Annotated in this window: 23 protein-coding genes and 1 pseudogene; 8 read left to right on the forward strand and 16 right to left on the reverse strand. The window is 64.2% G+C overall.

Going from position 1 to position 25,051, the window contains the following annotated elements:
* The first annotated feature begins 127 nt into the window (after positions 1-127).
* The 4 genes and pseudogenes from LB515_RS17570 (at position 128) to LB515_RS17590 (ending at position 5,008) form a co-directional block, all read left to right on the forward strand.
* Entirely contained in the window at positions 128-1,288 is a 1,161-nt protein-coding gene (locus LB515_RS17570; protein ID WP_224708502.1) for an MFS transporter, read from the forward strand.
* A 71-nt stretch (positions 1,289-1,359) separates the two neighbouring features.
* Positions 1,360-3,422, forward strand: a pseudogene (locus LB515_RS28190) (prolyl oligopeptidase family serine peptidase).
* Positions 3,423-3,454: 32 nt separating this feature from the next.
* The gene (locus tag LB515_RS17585; protein ID WP_040969798.1) at positions 3,455-3,577 is read left to right on the forward strand and encodes a hypothetical protein; all 123 of its coding nucleotides are present in this window, start codon (positions 3,455-3,457) and stop codon (positions 3,575-3,577) included.
* A 51-nt stretch (positions 3,578-3,628) separates the two neighbouring features.
* On the forward strand, positions 3,629-5,008 hold the full coding sequence (locus LB515_RS17590; protein ID WP_224708451.1) for an aspartate aminotransferase family protein: 1,380 nt from the start codon (positions 3,629-3,631) through the stop codon (positions 5,006-5,008).
* A gap of 426 nt (positions 5,009-5,434) precedes the next feature.
* Here LB515_RS17590 and mmsB read toward each other — a convergent pair whose 3' ends face one another.
* Complete coding sequence (gene mmsB / locus LB515_RS17595) at positions 5,435-6,319, reverse strand: 3-hydroxyisobutyrate dehydrogenase (RefSeq protein ID WP_224636171.1); 885 nt, start codon at positions 6,317-6,319, stop codon at positions 5,435-5,437.
* 20 nt (positions 6,320-6,339) lie between these two features.
* Complete coding sequence (locus tag LB515_RS17600) at positions 6,340-7,506, reverse strand: isobutyryl-CoA dehydrogenase (protein WP_224636173.1); 1,167 nt, start codon at positions 7,504-7,506, stop codon at positions 6,340-6,342.
* A gap of 138 nt (positions 7,507-7,644) precedes the next feature.
* Here LB515_RS17600 and LB515_RS17605 point away from each other — a divergent pair, with 138 nt between their 5' ends.
* Both LB515_RS17605 and LB515_RS17610 read left to right on the forward strand, forming a co-directional pair.
* Complete coding sequence (locus LB515_RS17605) at positions 7,645-8,250, forward strand: dimethylsulfonioproprionate lyase family protein (protein WP_224708452.1); 606 nt, start codon at positions 7,645-7,647, stop codon at positions 8,248-8,250.
* Positions 8,250-9,725 (forward strand): cobyric acid synthase, encoded by a 1,476-nt coding sequence (locus tag LB515_RS17610; protein WP_224708453.1) that lies wholly within the window; start codon positions 8,250-8,252, stop codon positions 9,723-9,725. Before LB515_RS17605 ends, LB515_RS17610 begins: the two co-directional genes overlap by 1 nt.
* Positions 9,726-9,728: 3 nt before the next feature.
* Here LB515_RS17610 and LB515_RS17615 read toward each other — a convergent pair whose 3' ends face one another.
* The 4 genes from LB515_RS17615 to LB515_RS17630 form a co-directional block, all read right to left on the reverse strand.
* Positions 9,729-10,148 (reverse strand): VOC family protein, encoded by a 420-nt coding sequence (locus LB515_RS17615; RefSeq protein ID WP_224708454.1) that lies wholly within the window; start codon positions 10,146-10,148, stop codon positions 9,729-9,731.
* 83 nt (positions 10,149-10,231) lie between these two features.
* Positions 10,232-11,065 (reverse strand): helix-turn-helix domain-containing protein, encoded by an 834-nt coding sequence (locus LB515_RS17620; protein ID WP_224708455.1) that lies wholly within the window; start codon positions 11,063-11,065, stop codon positions 10,232-10,234.
* Positions 11,066-11,150: 85 nt separating this feature from the next.
* Positions 11,151-11,321, reverse strand: a complete 171-nt coding sequence (locus LB515_RS17625; RefSeq protein WP_224708456.1) for a hypothetical protein — start codon at positions 11,319-11,321, stop codon at positions 11,151-11,153.
* A 53-nt stretch (positions 11,322-11,374) separates the two neighbouring features.
* A complete protein-coding gene (locus tag LB515_RS17630; protein WP_224708504.1) occupies positions 11,375-12,160 on the reverse strand; it encodes a TSUP family transporter in 786 nt (261 codons plus the stop codon).
* A gap of 108 nt (positions 12,161-12,268) precedes the next feature.
* Between LB515_RS17630 and LB515_RS17635 the strand changes: the two genes are divergently transcribed.
* On the forward strand, positions 12,269-12,700 hold the full coding sequence (locus LB515_RS17635; protein WP_095765555.1) for a TerB family tellurite resistance protein: 432 nt from the start codon (positions 12,269-12,271) through the stop codon (positions 12,698-12,700).
* Between the two features lies 1 nt (position 12,701).
* On the opposite strand, the gene LB515_RS17640 is transcribed toward LB515_RS17635, so the two are convergent.
* The 5 genes from LB515_RS17640 to LB515_RS17660 all read right to left on the reverse strand — a co-directional run bounded on the left by LB515_RS17640 (position 12,702) and on the right by LB515_RS17660 (position 19,139).
* A complete protein-coding gene (locus LB515_RS17640; protein WP_224708457.1) occupies positions 12,702-14,324 on the reverse strand; it encodes an ABC transporter ATP-binding protein in 1,623 nt (540 codons plus the stop codon).
* Positions 14,321-15,190 (reverse strand): ABC transporter permease, encoded by an 870-nt coding sequence (locus LB515_RS17645; protein ID WP_224708458.1) that lies wholly within the window; start codon positions 15,188-15,190, stop codon positions 14,321-14,323. Before LB515_RS17645 ends, LB515_RS17640 begins: the two co-directional genes overlap by 4 nt.
* Positions 15,187-16,236 carry an ABC transporter permease gene (locus tag LB515_RS17650; protein WP_224708459.1) on the reverse strand — a complete coding sequence of 350 codons (1,050 nt, stop codon included), beginning with the start codon at positions 16,234-16,236 and terminating at the stop codon, positions 15,187-15,189. Before LB515_RS17650 ends, LB515_RS17645 begins: the two co-directional genes overlap by 4 nt.
* Before the next feature lie 28 nt (positions 16,237-16,264).
* Positions 16,265-17,746: an ABC transporter substrate-binding protein gene (locus tag LB515_RS17655; RefSeq protein ID WP_224708460.1), complete on the reverse strand. Its 1,482-nt coding sequence runs from the start codon at positions 17,744-17,746 to the stop codon at positions 16,265-16,267.
* 115 nt (positions 17,747-17,861) lie between these two features.
* Positions 17,862-19,139 (reverse strand): acetylornithine deacetylase/succinyl-diaminopimelate desuccinylase family protein, encoded by a 1,278-nt coding sequence (locus LB515_RS17660; RefSeq protein ID WP_224708461.1) that lies wholly within the window; start codon positions 19,137-19,139, stop codon positions 17,862-17,864.
* 260 nt (positions 19,140-19,399) lie between these two features.
* Between LB515_RS17660 and LB515_RS17665 the strand changes: the two genes are divergently transcribed.
* Entirely contained in the window at positions 19,400-19,831 is a 432-nt protein-coding gene (locus LB515_RS17665) for a L,D-transpeptidase (RefSeq protein ID WP_140846163.1), read from the forward strand.
* A gap of 1 nt (position 19,832) precedes the next feature.
* On the opposite strand, the gene LB515_RS17670 is transcribed toward LB515_RS17665, so the two are convergent.
* The 5 genes from LB515_RS17670 to LB515_RS17690 all read right to left on the reverse strand — a co-directional run bounded on the left by LB515_RS17670 (position 19,833) and on the right by LB515_RS17690 (position 24,833).
* On the reverse strand, positions 19,833-20,825 hold the full coding sequence (locus tag LB515_RS17670; protein ID WP_224708462.1) for a lipid A biosynthesis lauroyl acyltransferase: 993 nt from the start codon (positions 20,823-20,825) through the stop codon (positions 19,833-19,835).
* A 6-nt stretch (positions 20,826-20,831) separates the two neighbouring features.
* The gene (locus LB515_RS17675) at positions 20,832-21,860 is read right to left on the reverse strand and encodes a zinc-binding dehydrogenase (protein WP_224708463.1); all 1,029 of its coding nucleotides are present in this window, start codon (positions 21,858-21,860) and stop codon (positions 20,832-20,834) included.
* A 37-nt stretch (positions 21,861-21,897) separates the two neighbouring features.
* On the reverse strand, positions 21,898-23,169 hold the full coding sequence (locus LB515_RS17680) for a beta-ketoacyl-ACP synthase (RefSeq protein ID WP_095764965.1): 1,272 nt from the start codon (positions 23,167-23,169) through the stop codon (positions 21,898-21,900).
* Positions 23,170-23,248: 79 nt separating this feature from the next.
* Positions 23,249-24,436 carry a beta-ketoacyl-ACP synthase gene (locus tag LB515_RS17685; protein ID WP_224708505.1) on the reverse strand — a complete coding sequence of 396 codons (1,188 nt, stop codon included), beginning with the start codon at positions 24,434-24,436 and terminating at the stop codon, positions 23,249-23,251.
* Positions 24,437-24,551: 115 nt separating this feature from the next.
* A complete protein-coding gene (locus LB515_RS17690; RefSeq protein ID WP_040981809.1) occupies positions 24,552-24,833 on the reverse strand; it encodes an acyl carrier protein in 282 nt (93 codons plus the stop codon).
* Between the last annotated feature and the right edge of the window lie 218 nt (positions 24,834-25,051).

Genomic DNA, 25,051 nt, shown 5'->3' on the forward strand with positions numbered 1-25,051 from the left:
CCTTGTGCTGATCCTGGCAGCGCCAGCGCTCCTGACAGGGACTGGCTGGAGCATGCGCTTTAGCCGCCGTTGGCCCTTACGGCTGTCGCCGGTAGCGGCTAAGGCTCCGAAGATTGGAGCGGCAATGATGGCGCTGGCGGGTTCGGAAAGCGACGAGACGGTGCAGTGGGCGGCGATCACCGGCGTGATCGCGACGGTTTCCGTCTTCGCCATTGCGCAAGGGCTTTCCTATCCGCTGCTGAGCTTTATCCTGCAGCGCCAGGGCGTTTCGCCGGCGATGATCGGGCTGTCGGCGGCGATGACGCCGGTCGGCTTCATCCTGTCCTCGCCGCTGATCCCGGGATTGGCGCGCCGGTTCGGGGCAGGGCGGACCGCGCTGACCTGCGCAGCGCTTTCGGCGCTGGTGCTGGCGCTGATCGGCTGGACGCAAAATGTCTATCTGTGGTTCCCGCTGCGCTTCCTGATCGGCGTGGTGACCAACCCGCTCTATGTCTTGAGTGAAATCTGGGTGATCGCTCTGGCGCCGCCGGCGCGGCGCGGCCGCGTCATGGGCATCTATTCAACCATCATCTCGGCGGGCTTCGCGGCCGGGCCGCTCTGCCTGCTTGGCGTCGGCACGGAAGGTTGGCCGCCTTTCCTTGTCGGCATTCTTGCCTTCCTCTTCTGCGGCGGCTGCCTGGCCGTGGTGGTGAAGCGGCTGCCGAAGGTCGACGAGGCCGAGAACAAGGTCTCGGTGCTGGGCTTCATACCGATGGCCTGGCTGCTTATGTCGGCCGTGATCGTCGCAGCCGGGTTCGAGCAGGCGATATTGGCGCTGCTGCCGGTCTACGGGACGCATCACGGCATTCCCGAGGCGCGCATGTCGGCGCTGCTTTCCGTGATGATCGCCGGCAACATCGCCATGCAGGTGCCGCTCGGTCTGCTCGCCGAAAGATTGACGGCGCGCCTGGTGCGGTTCGGCTGCGTGGCGGTGACCGTCCTTGGATGCGTGGCTTTGCCGGCGCTGATCGAGACGCCGCTGATCTGGGTTTGCGTCTTTATCTGGGGCGCCGTTTCCTACGGCATCTACACGATGTCGATCATCGAGCTCGGCGAACGCTTCACCGGGTCGGCGCTGGTTGCCGGCAATGCCGCCTTCTCGCTGATGTGGGGTTTTGGCGGCATCGTCGTGCCGCCGCTCACCGGCGGCGTCATGGATGTCATCGGCGCCGCCGGCCTGCCGGTCACGCTGGGCGCCATCTGCGCGGCGCTGGCGGCGGCGACAGTTGTTCGACGGCGGGTTTTGTAATCGACCCCAATGGCTCTTGAATATCAAGGCAGCCAACGCGATGTAGGCGGGGCCGCCGGATGGAGACCTGCATGACCAGCACGATGACCAAAACCCAGCTCGAATTGACCGCCAACGATCCCTACCTCTGGCTTGAGGATCGCAACGGCAAGGAAGCGCTGGACTGGGTTCATCGCCAGAATGCGCTGACGGTCGCCGAACTGCAGGGCGATCCTTCCTATCAGGCCGCGTTCGAGACCGTGCTCGACCTGATGACCGCCGAGGACAATATGCCGGTCGGGACCGCGCTTGCCGGCTATGTCTATAATTTCTGGCAGGACAAGACCAATGCGCTGGGTCTCTGGCGGCGCACGACGGTCGCGTCCTACAAGACCGACAAGCCCGACTGGGAGACGATTTCGATCAGCTTTCCGCGAAGGAAGGCGTGAAGTGGGTGTTCGGCGGGGCGAGCCGGCTCTATCCCGATTTCAACCGCTGCCTGCTCTACATGTCGCCCGATGGCGGCGATGCCAGCGAGATGCGCGAATTCGATATCGTGACGAAATCCTTCGTCGAGGACGGGTTTCGCGCTCCCGCTTCCAAGTCGGGCTTTTCCTGGCTGGACAAGGACACGGTGATCGTCTCCGCCGCTTTCGAGGAAGACGACAAGACGCAGTCCGGCTATCCGCGCGTGATCAAGCTGTGGCGGCGCGGCGCCGAGCTCGAGGACGCCACGCCGATCCTCGAAGGCGAGAAACAACATCTCGCGGTCGGCGGCGGTGTCGAATATGACGGCGACAAGCGGCACGTGCTGCTCGGCAAGACGCTCGACTTCTTCACTTCGCACAGTTTCCTGCGGCTGGCTTCGGGTGAGAACCGGCGCATCCCGCTGCCTGACGACGCCACCGACACGGTGGTCTTCAAGGGCCAACTGATCTTTGGCGTGCGCAGCCCCTGGACGGCGCCGGACGGCACGCGCTGCCTGCCCGACGGGCTCTATTCGGTCGATTTCGATCGCTGGATCGAGAACGGTGCCTTCGGTCCGTTCCAGACCGTGCTCGAGCCGGCGCACCGCGTTTCGATCGCCGGCCTCGCCAGGACGCAGGACCGGCTGTTCATCAACCTGATGGACAATGTTCGCGGCAAGATCATCGCCTGCGACCGCGCCGCAGAAAGCTGGTCGCTGAAGCGGATAGCGCTGCCCGACAACGGCAATGTCGGCATCAGCCATGTCGAGCATTTCGGCTCGAGCGTCTCCTTCTCCTTCACCGATTTCCTGACGCCGAGCTCGATCATCTGGTCGGACGACGATGGCGAGACACTCCAAACCGTGAAATCGCAGCCGGCCCGCTTCGACGCCTCGCCTTATATCTCGGAGCAGTTCGAGGCGCGCTCGAAGGATGGCACGATGATCCCGTATTTCGTGGTGCGGCGGCGCGACCAGAAAGGGCCGGTGCCGACGCTGCTCTACGGCTATGGCGGCTTCGAAGTGCCGCTGCTACCCGGCTATGCCGGCATTCGCGGCAAGCTCTGGCTGGACAAGGGCAATGCCTATGTCCAGGCCAACATCCGCGGCGGCGGCGAGTTCGGTCCGGCCTGGCATCAGGCGGCGCTCAAGGGCAAGCGCCAGAACGCTTTCGACGATTTCGCGGCCGTGGCCGAGGACGTGGTCCGGCGCGGCATCACCACGGCGGCGCAGCTCGGCATCCAAGGCGGCTCCAATGGCGGCCTGCTCACCGGCACGTCGTTGACCCAGCGGCCGGAGCTGTTCGGCGCCGTCATCATCGACGTGCCGCTGCTCGATATGCTGCGCTACACCGAACTGCCTCCCGGCGCCTCGTGGATCGCCGAATATGGCGATCCGTCGAAGCCGGAAGAGGCGGCCTGGCTCGGCGCCTATTCGCCTTACCAGCATGTTAAGGCGGGCGCTGCCTATCCGCCGGTGCTCCTGATGACATCGACCGCCGATGATCGCGTCCATCCCGGACATGCGCGCAAGATGGCGGCGCGGCTGCAGGAGACAGGTCACGGCAGGACGCTGTTCTTCGAGGAGACCGAAGGCGGCCATGGCGGGCGCGGCGACCGCCGGCCGCAGGCGGCGCAGACGGCGATGCGCTACATATTCCTGCAGCGGGCGCTAACCGGAACAGCTTGAATTCTAGGCCTCAGCCGGCATAAGCTGCCGCCATGATCCGCTTCAGCACATCAGGCGCCTTCGGAGTCGCGGTGACGCCGTCACCGCGCACGCTGCGCGCCGAGCTGCTGCGGCTGTGCGCCCGCATCGGCTATTCGCCGCCCCGCTTCCTCTGACGAATCCGCCCCGGCCGCTGCCGGATTGATTCAAGAGGAAAGATCAAATCCATGACCTATCAGAATTATTCGCTGAAGCAGCTTCAGCAGATCGATGCCGCGCATCACCTGCACCCCTTCACCGACCATAAGGAGCTGCGCGAGACGGGCTCGCGCATCATCACCCATGCCAACGGCCCGTTCATCTACGATGCCGACGGCACCGAAATCCTCGACGGCATGGCGGGCCTGTGGTGCGTCAATGTCGGCTACGGCCGTGACGAGCTGGCCGAGGCGGCTTACGCGCAGATGAAGGAGCTGCCTTACTACAACTCCTTCTTCAAATGCTCGACGCCGACGCCGGTGCTGTTGTCGAAGAAGCTGGCGGAGCTGGCGCCGACGCATGTCAGCCAGGTTTTCTACGGTTCGTCCGGGTCGGAGGCCAACGACACGGCGCTCAGGCTCGTGCGCCACTATTGGGCGCTTGAAGGCAAGCCCGAGAAGAACCGCGTCATCTCGCGCAAGTCGGCCTATCACGGCTCGACCGTCGCCGGCACGTCGCTGGGCGGCATGGAGCCGATGCACAAGCAGCTCGGCGGCGCGGTGCCCAACATCGTCCATGTGATGATGCCCTATGCCTATGAGCTCGCGTTGCCCGGCGAAAGCGACCATGATTTCGGCATCCGCGCGGCCAAGGCGGTCGAGGACGCGATCCTCGAAGCCGGCGCCGACAAGGTCGCCGCCTTCATCGGCGAGCCGGTGATGGGCGCGGGCGGCGTGAAGATCCCGCCGATGAGCTATTGGCCGGAAGTGGAGCGCATCTGCCGCAAATACGATGTGCTTTTGATGCTGGACGAGGTCATCACCGGCTATGGTCGCACCGGCGAATGGTTCGCGGCGCAGACGTTCGGGATCGAGCCCGACACCATCACCACCGCCAAGGCGCTGACCTCGGGCTACCAGCCGCTCTCGGCGCTGCTGGTCGGCGACCGCATCGCCAAGACGCTGGTCGAGAAAGGCGGCGAGTTCTACCATGGCTACACCTATTCCGGTCATCCGGTGGCTTGCGCGGTGGCGCTCAAGAACCTCGAGATCATCGAGAAGGAAGGCCTGGTCGAGCGCGTCAAGAACGACACCGGTCCCTATTTCGCGCAGGCGCTGCAGGAGCGGATCGCCAGGCACAGGCTGGTCGGCGAGGTGCGCTCGATCGGCCTGATGGGCGCGATCGAGATCGTCAAGGACAAGGCGACCAAGGAACGTTATTTGCCATCGGGAAGTGCGGCGGTCGTCGTTCGCGACCACGCGATCGCGCAGGGCATGATGCTGCGAGCCACCGGCGACACTATGATTCTCTCGCCGCCGCTGATCTGGACGCGCGACACGATCGACATGGCTTGCGAACGCATCGCCAGGGCACTCGATCTCGCGGATGCCGATTTGCGCAAGCGCTAAGCGGATATTCTCCGGGCGCTCCTGGCTAGAGCATTTCACCGTTTCACGGAAACGGCGAAATGCCCTATCTCCTTGTTTTGACGCAATTCCGGGCGGAAAACCGCTCACACTTTTCCTGGAATTGCTCTAAGCGCCCGGTCCATTCCTGGACGGCTCGTGGAGGGCGTCTCCGAAACGCAAAAACCGCGTCCCTGCGGGAACGCGGCTTTGCCAGATACACATGGCATTTCGCTACGAGAATACTTGCGAAATTTACGGGCTCCGGTACGCGAGACCTGATCCGGAGCGCCGGGCAGACGCGATGTCCGCCTCGCAGTCCGTTTTAAAGGCACATCGTTACCGGTGCGTTAGCAAGACCTTAAGCAAATCTAAATTTGCCGGCTTCGTAGCGGCAAATCTTGGAAATAACCCTTCAAAAGCAGAGACTTATGCCGGATTTCCGCGCAGGAAATTAATAATGCCGGAAAAATCGGCGCCGGCGTGGCCTTGCGCGTTGAACAAAGCATAGAGCTGCGTGGCTTCGGCGCCGAGCGGGGTCACGGCGCCTGCGTTCTGCGCGGCTTCCTGCGACAATTTCAGGTCCTTCAGCATGAGCGCGGCGGCAAAGCCCGGCTTGTAGTCGCGGTTGGCCGGCGAGGCCGGAACAGGGCCGGGCACCGGGCAATAGGTGGTGAGCGACCAGCATTGGCCCGAGGAAGTGGAGGCGACGTCATACAGCGCCTGGTGCGACAGGCCGAGCTTTTCGGCCAGCACAAAGGCTTCGGCGACGCCGATCATCGAGATGCCGAGAATCATGTTGTTGCAGATCTTGGCGGCCTGGCCGGCGCCGTCGCCGCCGCAATGAACGACGCGCCCGGCCATCGGCTTCAGGATCGGCTCGGCGGCGGCAAACGCCTGATCCGAGCCGCCGGCCATGAAGGTCAGCGTGCCGGCCGCGGCGCCGCCCGTGCCGCCGGAGACGGGTGCGTCGATCGACGGATGACCATGCTTCGCGGCAATGGCATGCGCCTTGCGCGCCGATTCGACATCGATGGTCGAGGAATCGATGAACAGCCCGCCTTTCCGGGCCTTGGGCGCGATGTCCTCATAAACCGACAGCACATGCTTGCCGGCCGGCAGCATGGTGATGACGACGTCAGCGTCCTTCACCGCGGCGACGGCGTTCGCCATGACGGTCACACCATGCTCTTTCGCGACCGTAAGGTTTTCGGGCACAAGGTCGAAGCCCAGCACCGCATGCCCCGCCTTTACGAGGTTGGCGGCCATGGGATTGCCCATATTACCGAGGCCGATGAAGGCGATGGTTGCCATCGTTTTCTCCCGATTTTGCGTCAGCGCCCAATCAACGAGCGCGCGATGATGACGCGCATGATCTCGTTGGTGCCTTCGAGGATCTGGTGGACGCGCAGATCCCGCACCAGCTTCTCGATGCCGTAATCGTGCAGATAGCCGTAGCCGCCGTGCAATTGCAGCGCCTGGTTGGCGATGTCGAAGCCGATATCGGTGACGAAGCGCTTGGCCATCGCGGACCATTTGCCGGCATCCGGCGCCTTGCGGTCGAGCTTGGAAGCGGCGGCGTAGAGAAAGATGCGGGCCGCCTGCAGTTCCGTTTCCATGTCGGCCAACCTGAACTGCAGCGCCTGGAACTGGTTGATCTTGGAGCCGAAGGCCTTGCGCTCGGCCGTGTAGGCAAGCGCCTTGTCGAGCGCCGACTGCGCTCCGCCGAGCGAACAGGCGGCGATGTTGAGCCGCCCGCCGTCGAGCCCGGCCATGGCGATGCCGAAGCCTGCGCCTTCTGCGGCGAGCAGGTTCTCGGCCGGCACCTTGCAGTCCTCGAAGATGACCTGGCGGGTCGACTGCATGTGCCAGCCCATCTTGTGCTCGTTGGCGCCGAACGAAAGGCCGGCCGCATCCTTGGGCACGACAAAGGTCGAAATGCCTTTCGGGCCGTCGCCGCCGGTGCGCGCCATCACGACATAGAGGTCGCTGTCGCCGGCGCCGGAGATGAACTGTTTGGCGCCGTTCAAGACATAATCGCCGCCGCTTTTCACCGCACGCGTCTTCAGCGCAGCCGCATCCGAGCCCGAGCCGGGCTCGGTCAGGCAATAGCTCGCCAGCCACTCCATAGAGGTCAGTTTCGGCAGGAAGCGCTGGCGCTGCTCGTCGCTACCGAAGCGGTCGATCATCGAGGCCGCCATGTTGTGGATGGAAATGAAAGAGGAGAATGCCGGATCGGCGTGGGCAAGCGCCTCGAAGATCAGCACGGCATCCAGCCGCCCCAGCGCCGAGCCGCCGACATCGTCGCGCACATAGATGCCGCCGAGGCCGAGCGGCCCGGTCTCGCGGATCACATCGGCGGGGAAGTGCTTTGCCTTGTCCCAGTCGAGCGCATTGGGCGCGACGCGGTCGGCCGCGAAAGCCTGGGCCATCTCCTGGATGGCGCGCTGTTCCTCGTTGAGTTCGAACTGGCCAGTGCCCGCATCGACTGCCGCGTCCATGGCGTGCTCCCTGTCGTTCAGGCCTTCTGGCCTGTCGTTTTTGGCTTTGCGCGCCGTTCAATCTAGACCAATGATGCCGCCGCGCAACCCGGGCCGTTGAGAACCGGCTGTGCATGGAATGACGAACGGAGCTCTTGCGTGCCAACACTTTTCGATGAGTTGCTGGAGCGATTCCAAGCCTGTCTCGCGGGCGTCGACAACGATCTGGTGACGGATGAAGTCGCGCGCATCGGCTGGGACATGTCTGCGCGTTCTCTCAAGCCGCGTGGGCTTGTCTGCCTTAGCCATCTCGATCGCATCGCCGAGTTGGCTCCGGCTGATGCCGGGCCATTGACGCGATTTGTTGCCGACCATCGGGACGAGTTGCGCTGGGGGCAGACCTATAGCGCCGCCGATTTCGGGCAGAGTTTTGTCGACAATTACGGCTGGCTGGAAGTGTTCGGCACGCGCGGGCATTTCGTCAATGACGAGGTCGCGGCTGGCCTGCTGATCCTTGGGCCCAACATCGTCTATCCCGACCATCATCACCTCGCCGAGGAGATCTATATCCCGCTGACCGGCGGCACGGAGTGGCGGATGGGCGAGGAGAACTTTCATATGCGCGACGCCGGCGAGGTCATTCACCACGCTTCCAATGTCAGCCATGCCATGCGCACGGGCAAGGAACCGCTGATGGCGCTCTATCTCTGGCGCGGCGGGCCGCTGGCACAGAAATCGACCATTGGCTCAGGGGGCAGGGGCTGATGGCGAAAGCGATCATGCTGCAGGGCACCGGCTCGGATGTCGGCAAGACCGTGCTGGTGGCGGGGCTTTGCCGCGTTGCGAAGAATCGCGGGCTGAAGGTTAGGCCATTCAAGCCGCAGAACATGTCGAACAATGCTGCCGTTGCCGATATTCCGGGCGACGACAAGGCCGGCGAAGGCGAGATCGGCCGCGGGCAATGGCTGCAGGCGCTGGCCTGCGGCGTGAGGCCGACCGTGCACATGAACCCGGTGCTGCTCAAGCCGCAGAGCGATATCGGCTCGCAAGTGGTGGTGCAGGGCCAAGTCTATGGCGAGGCGCGGGCGCGCGACTACCAGGCGATGAAAGCCGGGCTGATGGACGCGGTGCTGGATTCCTGGGCGAAGGTCGGCGCGGGCGCGGACCTGGTCATCGTCGAGGGCGCGGGCTCGCCCGCCGAGATCAATCTCAGGAGCCGCGATATCGCCAATATGGGCTTTGCCACGCGCGCCAATGTGCCGGTGATCCTGGTCGGCGACATCGACCGCGGCGGCGTGATTGCGTCCGTGGCCGGCACGCACCTGATCCTGCCGGAGGAAGACCGGCGCATGATCGCCGGCTATCTCATCAATAAGTTCCGCGGTGATGTCTCGTTGTTCGACGACGGGATCAGCGCGATCGAAAAATTTACCGGCTGGCGCTGCTTCGGCGTCGTGCCGTGGCTGAAGGCGGCCGGGCGGCTGCCGTCCGAGGATTCCGTGGTGCTCGAACGCCTCGCTTCCGGCGAGAAGCGGGCGCTGAAGGTGGCGGTGCCGATGCTGGCGCGCATCGCCAATTTCGACGATCTCGATCCGCTGAAAGCCGAGCCGCAGGTCGAGGTGGTGTTCGTGCCGCCGGGCAAGAAGCTGCCGGAAGATGCCGGGTTGGTGGTCATCCCCGGCTCCAAATCGACGATCGGCGATCTCCTGAAATTCCGCGAGAACGGCTGGGATCGCGATCTCCTCGCCCATCGCAAGCGCGGCGGCCATGTCGTCGGCATCTGCGGCGGCTATCAGATGCTCGGCCGCATGGTGCGCGATCCCGACGGCATCGAAGGCAGCGTCACTGAGGCCGAAGGTCTTGGCTTGCTCGACATCGAAACGGTGATGGAGCCTGAGAAGACTGTGCGCAATTCAAGCGCGCAGTCAGTGCAGTTCGGCCTGCCGCTCGAAGGCTACGAGATCCATCTCGGCCGCACCACCGGCCCGGACACGGCGCGGCCCTCGACGATCCTCAACGGCGTCGAGGACGGCGCGGTCTCCGCGGACGGCAAGGTGATTGGCACCTATCTGCACGGACTGTTTTCCGCCGACGCTTTTCGCGCCGCATACCTGGAGAGCCTTGGCGTCAGGGGAGGCGGTATCGATTATCGCGCGGATGTCGAGAAGGCGCTGGACGAGGTCGCGGCCGAGCTGGAGAGGCATCTCGACTGCGACGCGATTTTTGCCATCGCGCGCTGAGGTTCACGCCTCCTCCTCCACCTTCGGCCAATAGGTGCCGAAGGACCAGACATTGCCTTCCGGGTCGAGGCAGATGAACTCGCGGCTGCCATAGTCGCGGTCGACCAGTTCCTGGATGATTTTCGCGCCGGCCTTCTTGGCACGCGCATAGGCGGCGTCGACGTCATCGACGGCGATGTAGATCGACTTGCCGCCGCCACCGCCGGGCGCGCCGACCATCTTGCCGTAATCGTCGTCGCGTGCCGTACCCAGCATGATCATCGAGGACCCGAAGGTGAGCTCGGCATGGTGGACAATGTCGCCCTCGCCATAGCGGGCGCGCAGTTCGAAGCCGAAGGCCTCGCTGAGCCAGTCGATCATCTTGGCGGCGTTCCTGTAGCGCAGAGCCGGGTATAGACGGGGTGCTTCGTTTGCTGTCGGCATGACAATCTCCCTGGTCGGTTGATGAATGCCAGTCTGTGCAAAGGCGGTCTCGGCGTCTTGAAGAAATGTTACCTGGGTCAGGCCTACATCGACGCCGCGAGACCGGTCGGCGTTTCGCCGGCCAACTGACGGAACTCGCGCACCAGATGCGCCTGGTCGGCGTAGCCGCAATCGGCGGCGATGCCGGCCCAGTCATCGTCCTGTCGCTTCGACAGGGACAGCGCGCGATTGAAGCGTACGATGCGCGACAATGTCTTCGGGCCGATGCCGATCGCGTCGGTGAATCTCGCCGCCAGATGCTTGCGGCTCCAGCCGATCTCGCCGGCGAGCGTCGAAATGCGGGTGCGGCCGCCTGACGCAATGACCGCCCTGTAGGCCCAGGCGATTTCCGGTGAAAGCGCATTCGCCTCGACAAGGCGGCTGGTAATGAATCCCTCGGCAATGTCGAAGCGCGCGTTCCAATCCGATGCCTCGCCGAGCCGTTCGCGCAATGCGATGCCGTCAAAGCCCAGCGCATCGTCCAACCCGACCATGCGATCGCGCAACTCGCTCATCGGCAGGCCGAAGAACTGCCTGGCGCCAAGCGGGGTGAAATTGACCTGAACGCAGCAGGCGCCGCCAAAGGATTCGATCATGACCGGCCCAGCATAGAGGCCGGCGGCGAAGCTGGCGTAGCGATCGTTGTCGCCCGGGCTGTGGCCGAGCCCGATGGCGAAGGCTTCGGCGAAGCTGATCACCAGCGGCACGGTCAGCGAAGCATATTCGACGATGCGGAAATGGCCGGGGCGGGTCTCGCGGTAGCCGCAGATATCCGTGACGATGCCCGTAAGCAAGGCAGCAGGCTTGCGCCGCAGCATCTCGAAATGGAGGGCGGGAGAGCGATTATCCTGGCGATGGCGCTCTGTCTCGTCGGACATGACGCGAGCCTAGCAGAACAGGTTCGTAAAAATCAAAAGCGCCCGGCAGGGCCGGGCGCTCCGAGTTGCCTGAGATCTGCGAATTTCAAGCGCCCCGCATCAAACAGCCGGCGGCAAGCACGATATAGGCGATGAGCATGATCCAAACGGACGCAATCGGAATGAATGCAAGCAGGCCAAGAGCGGCGAGAAGGCCGATGACGGCGATAACCAACGAAATAATGAACACGATCTGGGTGGGCGCACTGAGATTCATGTCTGGTCCCTCCAACATGATTCGCAACACCAGAACTCTAACAGGAGGAGGCCTCACACACCAACCAGTTGGCGTAAGGGATTGGCGGGGTCTGCCATTAGCTTGATCGCGAGCGCCATGCACACGACCACCAGCAGCGGCTTGATCAGTTTCGCGCCGATCCGGATGGCCAGGCTTGCGCCGACGCGGGCGCCGATGAACTGCGCCACGCCCATCATCAGGCCGATCTTCCAGTCGATGACGCCGACGGCGGCGAAGACGACGAAGCCGCCGATGTTGGAGGCGAAATTGAGCAGCTTGGTGTGCGCCGTCGCCTTGAGCACGCCGTAGCCGGCAAGGGTGACGAAGGCGAGCATGTAGAAGGAACCGGCGCCCGGACCGAAGAGCCCGTCATAGAAGCCGATCAGCGGCGGGACGCTCAGCCCGAACAGGAAGGGCGACAGCCGCTCCGCGCGGTCGACGTCGCCCATGTTCGGCTTCAGCGCGAAATAGAGCGCGATGGCGATCAGCAGCAGCGGCAGCAGGGCACGCAGGAAATCGCCCGGCACGACGGTCGCCAAAAGCGCCCCGACCGCGCCGCCGGCAAGCGCCAGCGCGGCGGACGGCAGCTGGCGACGCAGGTCGACCTGACCCTTGGCGGCGTAGTGGATGGTAGCCGAGCCGGACCCGAACATGCCCTGCAATTTGTTCGTGCCAAGTGCTGCCACCGGCGAATAACCGGCGAGCAGCAGCGCCGGGATGGTGATCAGCCCGCCGCCGCCGGCGATCGAGTCGACAAAACCCGCCGCAAAAGCGGCGGCAGTGAGTATGAAGACGGACTGCAGGCTAAGGTCGACCATCGGGCTGGAGTGAGGCGAGGAGGGAGCCGCAGCTTCCATCACGCTCGCCCCGTTTGCGCAAGAGCGATTCCAAGCTAACAATCAGATCAGACTCGCAAAGGGAGCTTGGTGGCGATGGCGCTGCTCGACCAGATACGTTCGATCTTCGACGGTGACCCGGGTGTGCGCAAGGTGGCGGACGACCCTGTGCTGTCGGCGGAATTGCTGATGCTGTTCCGCATGATCCTGGCCGACGGCTCGGTCTCGGAGAGCGAGATGGTCGTCTTCCGGCATATCTGCAAGGAAGCCTTCGGCATTCCGGAGGCCAGCATCGACAGCGTCATCGAATATCTCAACGATTATGGCTACGAGACCAACGGCTCGCAGGCGATCGCGCTGTTCCGCGACCTCGATGTCGAGCGCCGGAAGCTGCTTGCGCGCCACATGGCTGAGATCGCCAAAGCCGATTCCAAGCTGGCGGAGAGCGAGGTGAAGCTGCTGCGCCGCACGCTCGACCTGCTCGACATCAGCCCCGTCGATTTGGTGAAGCCGGAGAGCTGAACTACCCCTGTTCCTGCATTTTGCGCGCGATAGCGCGGTGAAGGTCGGGTGCCGCCGCGACCAGCGCCTGCGCCGCCTCTGAGCGCGGATGGTCGAGCACCTCGGCCGCCCGGCCGCGTTCGACGATCTTGCCTTCATGCATGACCAGCACCTCGTCCGCCATGGCGCGGGCGACCGTCAGGTCATGGGTGATGAAGAGATAGGCGATGCCGAGCTTCTGGTTGAGCTCGGCGAAAAGGTCGAGGATCTGGGCGCGGATCGAGACGTCCAGCGCCGATACCGGCTCGTCGGCCACTACCAGCTTCGGACGGGTGATGATGGCGCGGGCGATCGACAGGCGCTGGCGCTGGCCGCCGGAGAATTCATGCGGGTATTTGTCCATGTCGCGCTGGCTAAGGCCGACTTCATGCAGCGCATGCGCGACCATCTCGCGGCGCTCGGCCTTTGCCGGCTGCTTTTCCAGAAGATGCAGCGGCTCGGCCATCAGCTTCTCGACCTTCTGGCGCGGGTCGAAGGAGCCGTAAGGATCCTGGAACACCACCTGCATGTCGCGCCGGGCCGGCTTTAGTGTCGACTCCGGCTTGCCGGTGATGGGCTCGCCGCGAAAGCGGATCGTGCCCGCCGTTGGCTTGTCCAAGGCGAGGATCATGCGGGCAAGCGTAGACTTGCCGCAGCCCGAGCGGCCGACGAGCGCCACCGATTGCGCGGGCTCGATGGTGAGCGAGACATCGTCGACGGCGCGGATCGGTTGTGCCGGCCGGAATAGCGATTTGCGCCGCCCCGGATAGTCCCGGCCGACGCCCTGGACTTCGAGCAAGGGTTTTGCCGATCCGGCAAGGTGCGGTTTCGGGCGCGCCGGCACGTGCGTGGAGGCCAGCGCCAGCTCGCGCGTGTAGGGATGCTGTTGCTCCGACAAGGTCCGGGCGGTGTCGCCGGCTTCCATCACTTCGCCGTTGCGCAGGATGATCAGGCGATCGGCCATCTCGGTCACCACGGCGAGGTCGTGCGAGATGAGCAGCAACCCCATGCGGTTCTCGCTGACCAGGTCGCGCAAAAGATCAAGAATCTGCGCCTGCAGCACCACGTCGAGCGCCGTCGTCGGCTCGTCGGCGATCAGCAGCTTCGGTTTCAGCGCGCAGGCGATCGCGATGACGACGCGCTGGCGCTGGCCGCCGGACAGTTCGTGCGGGTAGCGCGACAGCGGGAATTTGGCCTCGGGCAGGCCGACGCGGTCGAGGATTTTTCGCGCGCGCTCCTCGGCCTCGGCGCGGCTCGCTTTGGTGTGCCAGCGGATGCCTTCGGCGACCTGTTCGCCGATCGTCTTGACCGGGTTGAGCGCCGTCATCGGCTCCTGGAAGACCATGCCGATATCGTCGCCGCGCAAGGCGCACATCTGGTCCTCGCTCGCGCCGAGGATGTCGATGCCGTCGAAGGCGACGCGGCCCTCGGCGCGGGCCAGATGCGGCAGCAGCCGCATGATTGTCAGCGCCGTCATCGACTTGCCGGAGCCGGATTCGCCGACGAGGCCCACGACCTCGCCCGGTGCGATTGTCAGCTCGACGCCTTTCAGGATCGGCGTATCGCCGATCGAAAGCGACAGGTTTTCGATCTCGAGCAGGTTCATCTACGCCGCCGCGATTTCGGATCGAGGATGTCGGCAATGCCGTCGCCGAGCAGGTTCAGTCCAAGCACGGTGATCACGATCGCCATGCCGGGGAAGATCGCCATCCAGGGCGCGGTCACCATGCGCGTCTGCGCGTCAAACAGCATGCGGCCCCAGCTCGGCATCGGCGGCTGGGCGCCGAGGCCGACATAGGAAAGCCCGGCTTCGGCGAGGATGCCCAGCGCGAACTGGATCGTGCCCTGGACCAGCAGCAGCGTCGCGATGTTGGGCAGGATGTGCTCGACGGTGATCTGTGTCATGCCCTTGCCGGCGGCGCGCGCGGCAAGGATGAATTCGCGGGGCCAGATGGCCAGCGCGCCCGCGCGGGCGACACGCGCGAAGACAGGGATATTGAAGATGCCGATGGCGATGATGGCGTTGACGGCGCCCGGGCCGAAGATAGCGGTGATCATGATTGCCGAAAGCAGCGCCGGAAAGGCAAAGACCAGGTCGTTGAGGCGCATCAGCGCCTCGTCGACTATCCCGCCGCGCGCCGCGGCGACGGCGCCGAGCGGCACGCCGATGCCCATGCCGATGCCGACCGCGACCAGCGCCACGGCGATCGAATTGCGGGCACCGACCATGATCATCGACAGGATGTCGCGGCCGAAATGGTCGGTGCCGAACCAGTGCGCCCAGGAGGGCGCCTGCGTCTTGTCGGCGATCACCAGCCTGGTGACGTCGTAAGGCGTCCAGGCAAAGGAGAGGAGCGCGACGGCCACAACCAGCAGCGTGATGATCAAACCGATCAGGAAGGAGCGGTTGCCGAAGGCCTTGGCCAGCACGCCGGCAAGCGTTTCCTCGGGCAGGTCGACGCGCATGGTCATTGCCGGCCTCTCGAGCGGTTCCGCGTCTCGCGGAATCGCTGAACCGCTCTCAGTATTTGTTTTGGCGCAATTCCGGACGGAAAACCGCTACGCACTTTTCCTGGAATTGCTCTTAGGCGCGGGTCGACGAGGGCGTAGGAGAAATCGACGAGGAGGTTGATGAGGATCACGGCGGCGACCAGCAGCATGACGATGCTCTCGACCACGATCAGGTCGCGCTGCGTGATCGCCTGAAAGATCAGCCGGCCGAGACCAGGCAGGTAGAAGACATTCTCGATGATGATGGTGCCGGCAAGCAGGAAGGCGAATTGCAGGCCGAGGATGGTGAGCACCGGGATCATGGCGTTGCGCAGCGCGTGGCGCCAGAGCACGGCGCGGTAGGGCAGGCCCTTGGCGCGCGCGGTGCGGATATAGTCCTCGTTGAGCACCTCGATCAGCGCGGAGCGGGCGACGCGCGCCAGGATCGCCGCCTGCGGCAGCGCAAGAGCGATGGCCGGCAGGATCAGGGATTTCAGCGCCGGCCAGATACCGGCCCCCCAGCCCGGAAAGCCGCCGGCCGGCACCAGCCGGAGCCAGACGGCAAACAGGTAGATCAGCATCAGCGCGAACCAGAAATTCGGCACCGCGACCCCGAGCTGGGCCGCGCCCATGACGAGCGTGTCGCCCGCGCGGCCCTGACGGCTGGCCGAGAACACGCCGACCGGAATGGCGATGATGGTCGAGAGCGCCAGCGCGATCAGCGCCAGCGGCAGGGAGACGACGACGCGTTCGCGCACCAGGTCGATGACGGGCACCGAATAGGTGTAGGAGCGGCCGAAATCGAGGCTGAGCAAGCCTGCCGCCCAGTGGAGATAGCGCAGCACCAGTGGCGCGTTCAGCCCCATCTGGTTGCGCAGCACCTCGACCTGATCGGCGCTGGCATTGAGGCCCAGCATCAGGCGCGCCGGGTCGCCGGGCAGGATCTCCATGACCGCGAATACGACGATCGAGGCCAGCACCAGGGTGAGCGCGGCGATGATGATGCGTTTCAGGAGATAGGCGGTCATGGGAGGCGATCGGGCGATCGCGCCGGCCTCAATCCGTCCACTTCACCTTGGTCAGATCGTCAGCCTCGATCGGCCAGTTCGTCCACATGCCCTGCAGCTTGGCATCCCAGACGCCAATCTTGGGCAGCTCGAACAGGTAGACGGCGGGCACGTCGTGCGCGAGAATCTTCTGCGCCTCGCCCAGCAACTCCAGCCGCTTGTCCTTGTCGACCGTGGTGCCGAGCTCCTTAATGACATCGTTGAACTTCGGATTGTCATACTGGAAATAGTAGCCGGGCCGCGAATAGATATCGATGTCGTTTGGCTCGACATGGGACACAATCGTCAGGTCGTAGTCCTTGTTGGTGAAGACCTGGCTCAGCCACTCCGCCCATTCGACCGGAATGATCTGCAGATTGACCCCGATGTCCTTCAGTTGGGACTGAATCACCTGGCCGCCGTCGCGTGCGTAGGGTACGGGAGGCAGCTTGATCGTGGCCGAAAAGCCGTTCTCCAGCCCCGCCTCCTTCAGATACTCCTTGGCCTTGGCGATGTCGTGCGGATAGACGCCGGTGAGATCGACATAGCCCGTATCGCCTGGCGAGAAATGAGACCCGATCGGCTTTCCAAGACCGTTCGAGGCCGCGGCGATGATGGCGCTGCGATCGATTGCGGAGGCGAGCGCCTGCCGCACCGCGAGCTTGTCGAAGGGCGGCTTCTTGTTGTTGATCGACAGGATCGTCTCGCCCTCGGTCGAGCCGATCACGACGCTGAAGCGCGGATCGGACTGAAGTTGCTCAAGCGCGTCTTGTGCGGGCATGTTGGCGAAAGCCTGGATGTCGCCCGAGAGCAATGCGGGGACAGCCGCGGCCGCGTCGGGCACGATACGGAACGTCGCCTTGTCGAGCGCAGCGGGCGTACCCCAGTAGTCCGGATTCTTGACCAGCGTGATCTCGGAACCCTTGGCCCAATGATCGAGCTTGAACGGACCGGTACCGATCGGCTTGTCCTTGTTGCCGTCGGCCGATGCCTTCGCCACGATTACCGCCGCAACCTGGCCCATGTCATAGAGGAAATCGCCCTGCTGACCGTCGAGCGTGACCTTCACCGTCGCCGGATCGACCGCTGTGACATCGGTGATATGCGCAAACAGCGGCTTTTGCGGATTGAGCGAATCCTTGGCGCGCGCCCGGTCCAGCGAGAATTTCACGTCGGCGGCGCCGAAGGCCGAGCCATCGTGGAACTTCACGCCGGAATGCAGCTTGAACGTGTAGACCTTGCCGTCGTCGGAGACGGCCCAACTCTCGGCGAGACCGGGCTGAACCTGGCCGTTGTCGTCAATGCGCGTCAGCCCTTCAAAGACATTGGCATAGGTGACTTCGCCGATGGCCGCGGCCGCGCCGGCGGTCGGATCGAGATGCGGCGGCTCAAGCACGATGCCGAGCGTGAGGTCGGTGCGTGCGGCAAGGGCCGACGTGGCGGCGGCAAGCGACAGCGTAGCCGCGGCCAGGATGGTCTTCCACAATTTCATCGCTGAACTCCCATTGCTCAAACGTGCTCAGGCTGGCGGATAGAAGCGTGATTTGGCCTGCGAGTAAATTGCGTTTCGTGCTGCCGGGCGGCGCCAGGCGGAATGTTTTTGCGGATCAGCCGGTTGTACCGCGCAAGAGCACATTGAGGCCGATAGCCATCACCTTGGCCGATTCCAACATGTCGGCGATGCCGACCCATTCGTCCGGCCGGTGGGCGAGGTCGAGAATGCCCGGGCCATAAGCGATGCAGTCATAGAGGTGGCCGATGCGCGCGACATGCTTCTGGTCGTAGGTGCCGGGCGAGATCACATAATCCGGTTCGCGGTCGAAGACCTCCATGATGCCCTTCGCGACGGCCTTCACCACCGGCGCGTCGCGCTCCGTCATCAGTGGCAGCACCTCCATCAGATCGCGGATCTCGTAGTCGAATTTCTCGCGCTCGCGTTTCAGCCGTTCGAGGATGCCGGTGACTTCGCCTTTGACGGAGGCGATGTCTTCTTCGAGCAGAAAACGCCGGTCGATGGTGAGCCGGCACCAATCGGGCACGTTGGGCGAGGGGAGCCCCGGCCGGAAATCCTCGGTCTGGCCGCCATGAATGGAATTGATGTTCATGGTCGAGCGCCTGGCGCCTTCCGGAACCACCGGCATGCGCGTCATCTTGCGGTCGAGCGCCGGGAACAATTCCTCCTCGAAGGCCCGCAGAACGGCGCCCATGTGGCGTACTGCATTGTCGCCGAGGAACGGCATCGAGCCATGCGCGATCTCGCCCTTGGTCTCGATCTCGGCCCACCAGACGCCCCGATGGCCAAGGCAGATGCGATCCTTGTTCAGCGGCTCGGGGATGATGACGTGGTCGACTTTCGGCTTCGAGAAATAGCCGAGCCTCGCCAGATGGGCGACGCCGCCGAAACCGCCCGATTCCTCGTCCGCCGTGCCTGATATCTCGATGGCGCCGGGAAAATCGGGATAGACTTCCATGAAGGCTTCGACGGCAATGACGGAGGCCGCCAGACCGCCCTTCATGTCGCAGGCGCCGCGGCCATAGACCTTGCCGTCCTTCACCACGCCGGCGAAGGGATCGACGGTCCAGCCGTCGCCGGTCTCGACCACGTCGATGTGCGAGTTGAAATGCACGCAGGGGCCGGGCGAGCGGCCCTCGAAACGGGCAACGACATTGACGCGCGGGTAGCGGTCGCTGTCGCCTGGCGCGCCTTCGGCACGAATAAACTCGGTCTCGAAGCCGAGTTTCTTCAGGCGCGCGCCGAGAAACTCGGCGCATGGCCGGTAGGCTTCGCCCGGCGGGTTTACGGTCGGAAAGCGGATCAGGTCGGCGGTCAGCGCAACGAGGTCGTCGGCCCGATCCTCGACCGCCTTGAGAAGTCGTTCATTCATCCGGCGGATTGAAGAAGGAACGCGGTGCTTTTGCAAGCGACCAGTCGCTCATTGCCACACAACGACCGAAGCATGGACCAACGCCTCGCCTAAACTTCAGAGGGTGCGTGGTGCGGCAGCAACTATACCGCGAAAATCGTTCAAATTCACCGCATTGCATTGGCGGATTCGTCAAGGAGTGTGTGGTACTTAACGCATCTGCCGGCAAAAAGATGGAAGAACCGCGCGAATGGCAGGGGCAATCAAAGGGGTTTGATCGCATGAAAAAGTTCGTTCTCATGGCAACCGTGCTGGCAACCGCGTTGTTCGGCATGTCCATCGCAAGCCGGGCGGCCGCGCTGGTGGCCAATATCGACGTCTCGTCACAGACCATGACCGTCAGCAAATACGGCCAGGTGGTTTATCGCTGGAGCGTGTCGACCGCGCGCAAGGGCTACTTCACGCCGCGCGGCAGCTACCGGCCGCAATGGACCGCCCGGATGTGGTATTCGCGCAAGTATGACAACTCGCCGATGCCCTATTCGGTGTTCTTCCATGGCGGATACGCCATTCACGGCACCGGGTCGGTGAGAAATCTCGGACGACCGGCATCGCATGGCTGCGTGCGCCTGCATCCGGCTAACGCCGCGGCCTTTTATTCGATGGTCAAGGAAGTCGGCTTCGGCAACACGCGGATTGTCGTCACCAACTGACCTAAAGGCCGACTGTCGCCTTCGACTGTCCGCGCTTACGGCGGCGGCCGCTGATTTCCCAGCGTTTGTGGAACCACATCCACTGGCCGGGGTCCTCGCGCACCCAGCGCTCGACCACATCGGTGAGCAGCTGGGTGGTGGCGCTGACATCGACGCTACCGCCTTCGGTGCGCGGCAAGGTCAGCCTGTCCTCGATTTCCAGGCGGAAGCGGTTGCCCGGCAGCCTGACGCAGCGGGCGGGGTAGACATCGCAGTCATAGTGGCGGGCCAGCATGCCGAGCATCGGATTGCTCTGGCATGGGCGCCCGAAGAAGGTCGTGTCTACGCCGCCCGAGAATTTCTGATCGACAAGCACGCCGATATTGCCGCCCTTTTCGAGGATGGCGGCAAGGGCGAAAGATGCGCCGGCGGCGGAGGGCAGCAGGGCGCCCATCGAGGAGCGGCGCGTCGAGTGGATGTAATCGGCGAGATAGGGGTTGTTCGGCGGGCGAAACAGCGCCGTGATGTTCATGCCGAAGGTGGCCGCGGCCACCGGCAGCAACTCGAAATTGCCGAGATGGCCGGTGAACAGGATATGCGGCTTCTTCTCGCCGGCGATCTCGTGGAAATGCTCGACGCCGCGCACCTCCACCCGGCCCGGCTTCGAAGCGTTCGGATCGAAGTCGAACAGCGCGTCGAGGAAGATGTATTCGGCGGCGAGGCGGGCCATGTTGCCCCACATGTCGCGCGCGATGGCTTCGATCTCGGCGTCGCTCTTTTGCGGATAGGCAAGGCGCAGATTGTTGACCGCAACGCGGTGGCGCCCGACCATCGGGCCGATGCGGCGGGCGACACGGTCGGCGAAGTTGAGCGCGCTGTCCGGCGGCAACAGGCGCAGCAGCGAGAGCAACACGATGGCGAGCTTGGCGACCACCCAATGCTCCAGCTGGCGCAGCCGCCGGCCGTAGCGGAACATGAAGTCCCGGCGGGCTTTCCTGAACACCTTGCCGACCATCCTGTCTTAGGAAACGCGCAGGATGATCTTGCCGAAGACGTCGCGGCCTTCCATGCGCTTCAGCGCGGCGTCGATGTCGTCGAAGCCGACTTCGGTATCGATGACCGGGGCAACGAGGCCGGCCGCCATCTTCTGCATGGCATTGGCCATGTTCTCCATGCGGCAGCCGAAGGAGCCGAGCAGCTTCAGCTGCTGCTGGAAGAGCTGCATCAGGTTGACCTGCGTCGACACGCCCGAGGTCGAGCCGCAGGTGACGAGGCGACCGCCGCGCTTCAAGCACAGCATCGAGCCCGCGAAGGTATCGGCGCCGACATGCTCGAACACCACATCGACACCCTTCTTCTTGGTCAGCTTGCGCACGACGCCTTCGAAACGGTCCTCGCGGTAGTTGATGACATGGTCGGCGCCAAGCGCCGTGGCCTTGTCGATCTTGTCGTTCGAGCCGACCGTGGTGATGACAGTGCAGCCCATCTTCTTTGCGAGCTGGATGGCAGCGGAGCCGATGCCGGAGCCGCCGGCATGGACGAGGACGGTTTCGCCCGGTTCCAGCCTGGCGTTGTCGAACAGCATGTGCTCGACCGTGCCGAAGGTGACAGGCGCGACCGCCGCGCCGATCTCGGTGACGCCGGGAGGCGCGGGCACCAGAAGACGCGCCGGCAGGTTGATCTTTTCCTGGGCAAAGCCGTCGAGATGGAAGCCATGGACGCCGGAAACATGCTCGCAGAGATTGTCGCGGCCTTCGCGGCAGGCGCGGCAAAGCCCGCAGGTGCGCGCGCCGTAGATCGACACCAATTGTCCCGGCAGCAGGTTGGAGACGCCGGGGCCGACCGCCTCGACCTCGCCGGCGGCCTCGGCGCCGACGACCAGCGGCAGCTTGCGCTTGGCAAACGCCATGCCGCGCCAACCCCAGACGTCGATATGGTTGAGCGCCACCGCCTTGATGCGGAGCGTCACTTCGCCCAGCGAAGGCGGCGGGGGAGGCGGCAGGTCCACCGTTTCAAGGCGGCGGTCCTCGATAAGTTGCAATGCGCGCATGTGGCCTGTCGGGTCTGTAAGAGCGGAAAAAGTCCGCTTAGACCGGTTCCCGCGCCATGACAAGGCAGGTGTTCTGGCCGCCGAAGCCGAAGGAATTCGACAAAACCGTGCCGACTTCGGCGTTGCGCTTCTTGTTCGGCACGACGTCGAGCACGATGGCCGGATCTGGATTGTCGTAATTGATCGTCGGCGGGATGACGCTTTCGCGCATGGTCATCAGCGAGAAGGCGGCCTCCACCGCGCCGGCGGCCGACAGGGTGTGGCCGATCATCGACTTGTTCGACGAGATCGGCATCGAGCCGATGCGCTCGCCGAAGACGGTGGACAGCGACAGGTGCTCCATCTTGTCGTTCTCGGGCGTCGAGGTGCCGTGCGCATTGACGTAGTCGATCTCGTCTTCCCCGAGGCCCGCATCGGCAAGAGCGGCGCGCACCGCCGCGATCGCAGGCGAGCCGTCGGGCTTGGAGCGGGTGCGGTGAAAATCGTCGGCCTTCTCGCCGCAGCCGCGCATGATGCCGAGGATTGTCGCGCCCCGCGCAAGGGCGCCTTCCAGCGATTCCAGCACCAGCGCGCCGGAGCCTTCAGCCAGCACGAAGCCGTCGCGATCCTTGGAGAAGGGCTTTGAGGCCTTTTCGGGGATATCATTGTGGGTGGAAAGGGCCGAGAGCAGCGAGAAGCGGATCAGCGCTTCGGCGGTGGCCGAGCCGTCGGCGCCGATCGACAGCGCCTTGTCGCACTCGCCGCGCCGGATCGCCTCGACCCCAAGCTGGATGGCGGTGGCGCCCGAGGCGCAGGCGGTCGACAGCGTGATCGGCAGACCACGCGTGCCGAAGCGGTCGGCCAGGCGATCGGCGATCGAGCCGAACTGCGTGGTCTCGAAGACATCCAGCTCCTTCAATCCGCGCGCCACGCGCAGCAACCTTTCGGCACCGGCGTCCTGCTTGTCGGAATTATAAAGCGAGAAGCGGTCGATCCAGTCGAGCTCGACCGGCGGCGAGGCCAGGAACAGCGGGCCGCCGAAATCGCCGGACTCCAAACCAGCTTCCGAGACGGCCTCCTGGGCCGCCGTCTCGGCCAGTTCGTAGGTTAGGTGGCTGGCGCCCTTCGAACTCGAGGGCAGGAAGTCGACCATACCGGAAATGCGGGTGTTGAGGTGGTCAACCGGAAAGCGGGTGATCGGATGGATGCCGGATCTGCCCGAGGTCAGCGCCGCCCAATTGTCGGCCTTGCCGACGCCGAGCGAGGTCACCACGCCGATACCGGTAACGGCGACGATAGGCCTGCCCATGTGGTCGCGAAGATTGGCCATGCTTTTGTCTGCCTCGTTATCGAGCAATTCCAGGAAAAGTGTGTAGCGGTTTTCCGTCCGGGAATTGCGAAAAACCGATCTAAGCGGCTTTAACCAGCCCCAGGCCCTCGAATTGGTGATAGCCGATCGCGGTTGCAAGGACGGGATCGGGGGCGCCTTCGAATGGGCGCTCCACCGTGGCATCGAAGGCAGGATAACCGGCCCCGCGGTCGACAGCCATCGCCGCGAGCGCAACCGCAAAGGGGAATTGCGCTTCCTTCATGTGGCCGGTCAACGTCGAGAAGGCGCGCACTGCCAAAGCCGGGTTGGCTTCGAGAACAGCCTTTTCGGCCGCAGTAGCGGCGTGGGCGCCGGAGGCGGCGGAAATCGTGAGCAGATCCCCGTCGGGAAGGGCGGCCTGCTTCAGCAGCGCAGCAATCTCTGAATTCAACTCGCCTTGCCGGCGCCTGGCGCGGCCGGAGACGACGGGGCCAAGCTCGGCGTAGATCTTGCGGCCGCGGTTTTTTGCGTGCTCGCGCTGCTCGAGCACCAGGAAGGCGCCGCCGGAGCCCGTCACCACACCGCCGCCTTCTGAGCCCTGGCGTTGCCAGACCGGCTTCCATGGGCCGCGATGCAGGTAGCCGGCAAGCTCATAGCCGAGCAGCATGTCGGAATGCTCGGTCTGGAAGGCGCCGCCGACCAAAACATGGGTCGACTGTCCCGAGCGGATGCGCGCGGCCGCCGTCTCGACGGCCGAGACGCCGGCGCCTTCCTCGCCCATGAAGGTGCGCGACGAACCGGTGACCTTGTGGACGATCGAGATGTTGCCGGCGAGCAGATTGGAGAGCTGGGCGAGGAACAAAGTCGGCCGCAGTTCCGTCGTCAGCTTCTCGTTGAGCAGCACGTCGCGGTCGTTGCGGCTCTCGGAGGCCGCAAGGATCGCGGCATCGACGGCTTCGTCGCGCTCGCCGCCGCCGGCCGCCACCACCATGTCCATGGTGGCGCAAAGCTCGTCATTGCCTTTGATGCCGGCATCGTCGAGCGCCAGGCCGGCGGTGTAGGTGCCGAGACGCTGCCAGGTTTCCATCTGGCGCTGGTCGCCGCGCTTGGCGATCTGCAGGTTCCAGTCGATCTCGGGCAGGGGATGGATGGTGTAGGGCGCGAAGCGCTCTGCCTCGAGCACCGGCTGGAAACCAGGGTGCGTCAGCTTCTGCCAGTGCGCGTCGGGGCCTTCTCCCAATGACGAGACAAGGCCGATGCCGGTAATGACGACGTCGTGGGAACTCATGGGTGGCTGTTGCGGGTCAGGCGGCTTTTTGATCTTGCGCATGATCCCTTCCGAAAATCGATGCCGATTTCGGGGTCACGCGCTGAGCGCGTCAAGTTCGCGCGCTCTGCGGACATCAGGCGTTCTTGGCCGCGACCAGAGCGTCGATCTTGGCGCACAGGTTCTTCATGACGAAATAATCGTCGGTCGAAGCCTTGCCGTCATTGACCTCCTGCGTCCACTTCTCGAGCGGCACCTTGATGCCGAATTCCTTGTCGATGGCAAAGACGATGTCGAGGAAATCGAGGCTGTCGATGCCGAGATCGTCGATCGTGTGGCTCTCGGGCGTAATGGTGTCGATATCGATCTCGCTGGTGTCGGCAATGATCTTGGCGACTTTCTCGAACGTGGTGGACAAGGGCTCTTCCTTCGGGTTGCGGGCGGAATCTGTCCGCATCTTGTTTGGGCGCTGTCTAATCGGTTTTTCCCGGCAGGAAAAGGCCTGACGCGCCGGGGCAGATGGGATGTGGGCTTTGGGAGCGCAAGAAGGGCCGCCGGCCTGCCCGGCGGCCCCTCCCATTTGACGCTGCGTCAGCTTTGTGTCGCATGCCGTCTTCCCAAAGCCGGAACCACTTT

Origin of the sequence: Mesorhizobium sp. CA15 (assembly GCF_020165215.1) — a bacterium.
Lineage (GTDB): Bacteria > Pseudomonadota > Alphaproteobacteria > Rhizobiales > Rhizobiaceae > Mesorhizobium.

What these genes read in the sequence shown, in the direction of transcription:
- LB515_RS17665 (WP_140846163.1), top strand. Translation starts at nt 19,400, where the DNA reads ATGAAAAAGTTCGTTCTCATGGCAACCGTGCTGGCAACCGCGTTGTTC.
- LB515_RS17625 (WP_224708456.1), bottom strand. Translation starts at nt 11,321, where the DNA reads ATGAATCTCAGTGCGCCCACCCAGATCGTGTTCATTATTTCGTTGGTT.
- LB515_RS17645 (WP_224708458.1), bottom strand. Translation starts at nt 15,190, where the DNA reads ATGACCATGCGCGTCGACCTGCCCGAGGAAACGCTTGCCGGCGTGCTG.
- LB515_RS17615 (WP_224708454.1), bottom strand. Translation starts at nt 10,148, where the DNA reads ATGCCGACAGCAAACGAAGCACCCCGTCTATACCCGGCTCTGCGCTAC.
- LB515_RS17660 (WP_224708461.1), bottom strand. Translation starts at nt 19,139, where the DNA reads ATGAATGAACGACTTCTCAAGGCGGTCGAGGATCGGGCCGACGACCTC.
- LB515_RS17670 (WP_224708462.1), bottom strand. Translation starts at nt 20,825, where the DNA reads ATGGTCGGCAAGGTGTTCAGGAAAGCCCGCCGGGACTTCATGTTCCGC.
- LB515_RS17655 (WP_224708460.1), bottom strand. Translation starts at nt 17,746, where the DNA reads ATGAAATTGTGGAAGACCATCCTGGCCGCGGCTACGCTGTCGCTTGCC.
- LB515_RS17600 (WP_224636173.1), bottom strand. Translation starts at nt 7,506, where the DNA reads ATGGACGCGGCAGTCGATGCGGGCACTGGCCAGTTCGAACTCAACGAG.
- LB515_RS17685 (WP_224708505.1), bottom strand. Translation starts at nt 24,436, where the DNA reads ATGAGTTCCCACGACGTCGTCATTACCGGCATCGGCCTTGTCTCGTCA.
- LB515_RS17570 (WP_224708502.1), top strand. Translation starts at nt 128, where the DNA reads ATGGCGCTGGCGGGTTCGGAAAGCGACGAGACGGTGCAGTGGGCGGCG.
- LB515_RS17585 (WP_040969798.1), top strand. Translation starts at nt 3,455, where the DNA reads ATGATCCGCTTCAGCACATCAGGCGCCTTCGGAGTCGCGGTGACGCCG.
- LB515_RS17590 (WP_224708451.1), top strand. Translation starts at nt 3,629, where the DNA reads ATGACCTATCAGAATTATTCGCTGAAGCAGCTTCAGCAGATCGATGCC.
- LB515_RS17620 (WP_224708455.1), bottom strand. Translation starts at nt 11,065, where the DNA reads ATGTCCGACGAGACAGAGCGCCATCGCCAGGATAATCGCTCTCCCGCC.
- LB515_RS17680 (WP_095764965.1), bottom strand. Translation starts at nt 23,169, where the DNA reads ATGGCCAATCTTCGCGACCACATGGGCAGGCCTATCGTCGCCGTTACC.
- LB515_RS17650 (WP_224708459.1), bottom strand. Translation starts at nt 16,236, where the DNA reads ATGACCGCCTATCTCCTGAAACGCATCATCATCGCCGCGCTCACCCTG.
- LB515_RS17675 (WP_224708463.1), bottom strand. Translation starts at nt 21,860, where the DNA reads ATGCGCGCATTGCAACTTATCGAGGACCGCCGCCTTGAAACGGTGGAC.
- mmsB (WP_224636171.1), bottom strand. Translation starts at nt 6,319, where the DNA reads ATGGCAACCATCGCCTTCATCGGCCTCGGTAATATGGGCAATCCCATG.
- LB515_RS17640 (WP_224708457.1), bottom strand. Translation starts at nt 14,324, where the DNA reads ATGAACCTGCTCGAGATCGAAAACCTGTCGCTTTCGATCGGCGATACG.
- LB515_RS17630 (WP_224708504.1), bottom strand. Translation starts at nt 12,160, where the DNA reads ATGGTCGACCTTAGCCTGCAGTCCGTCTTCATACTCACTGCCGCCGCT.
- LB515_RS17610 (WP_224708453.1), top strand. Translation starts at nt 8,250, where the DNA reads ATGGCGAAAGCGATCATGCTGCAGGGCACCGGCTCGGATGTCGGCAAG.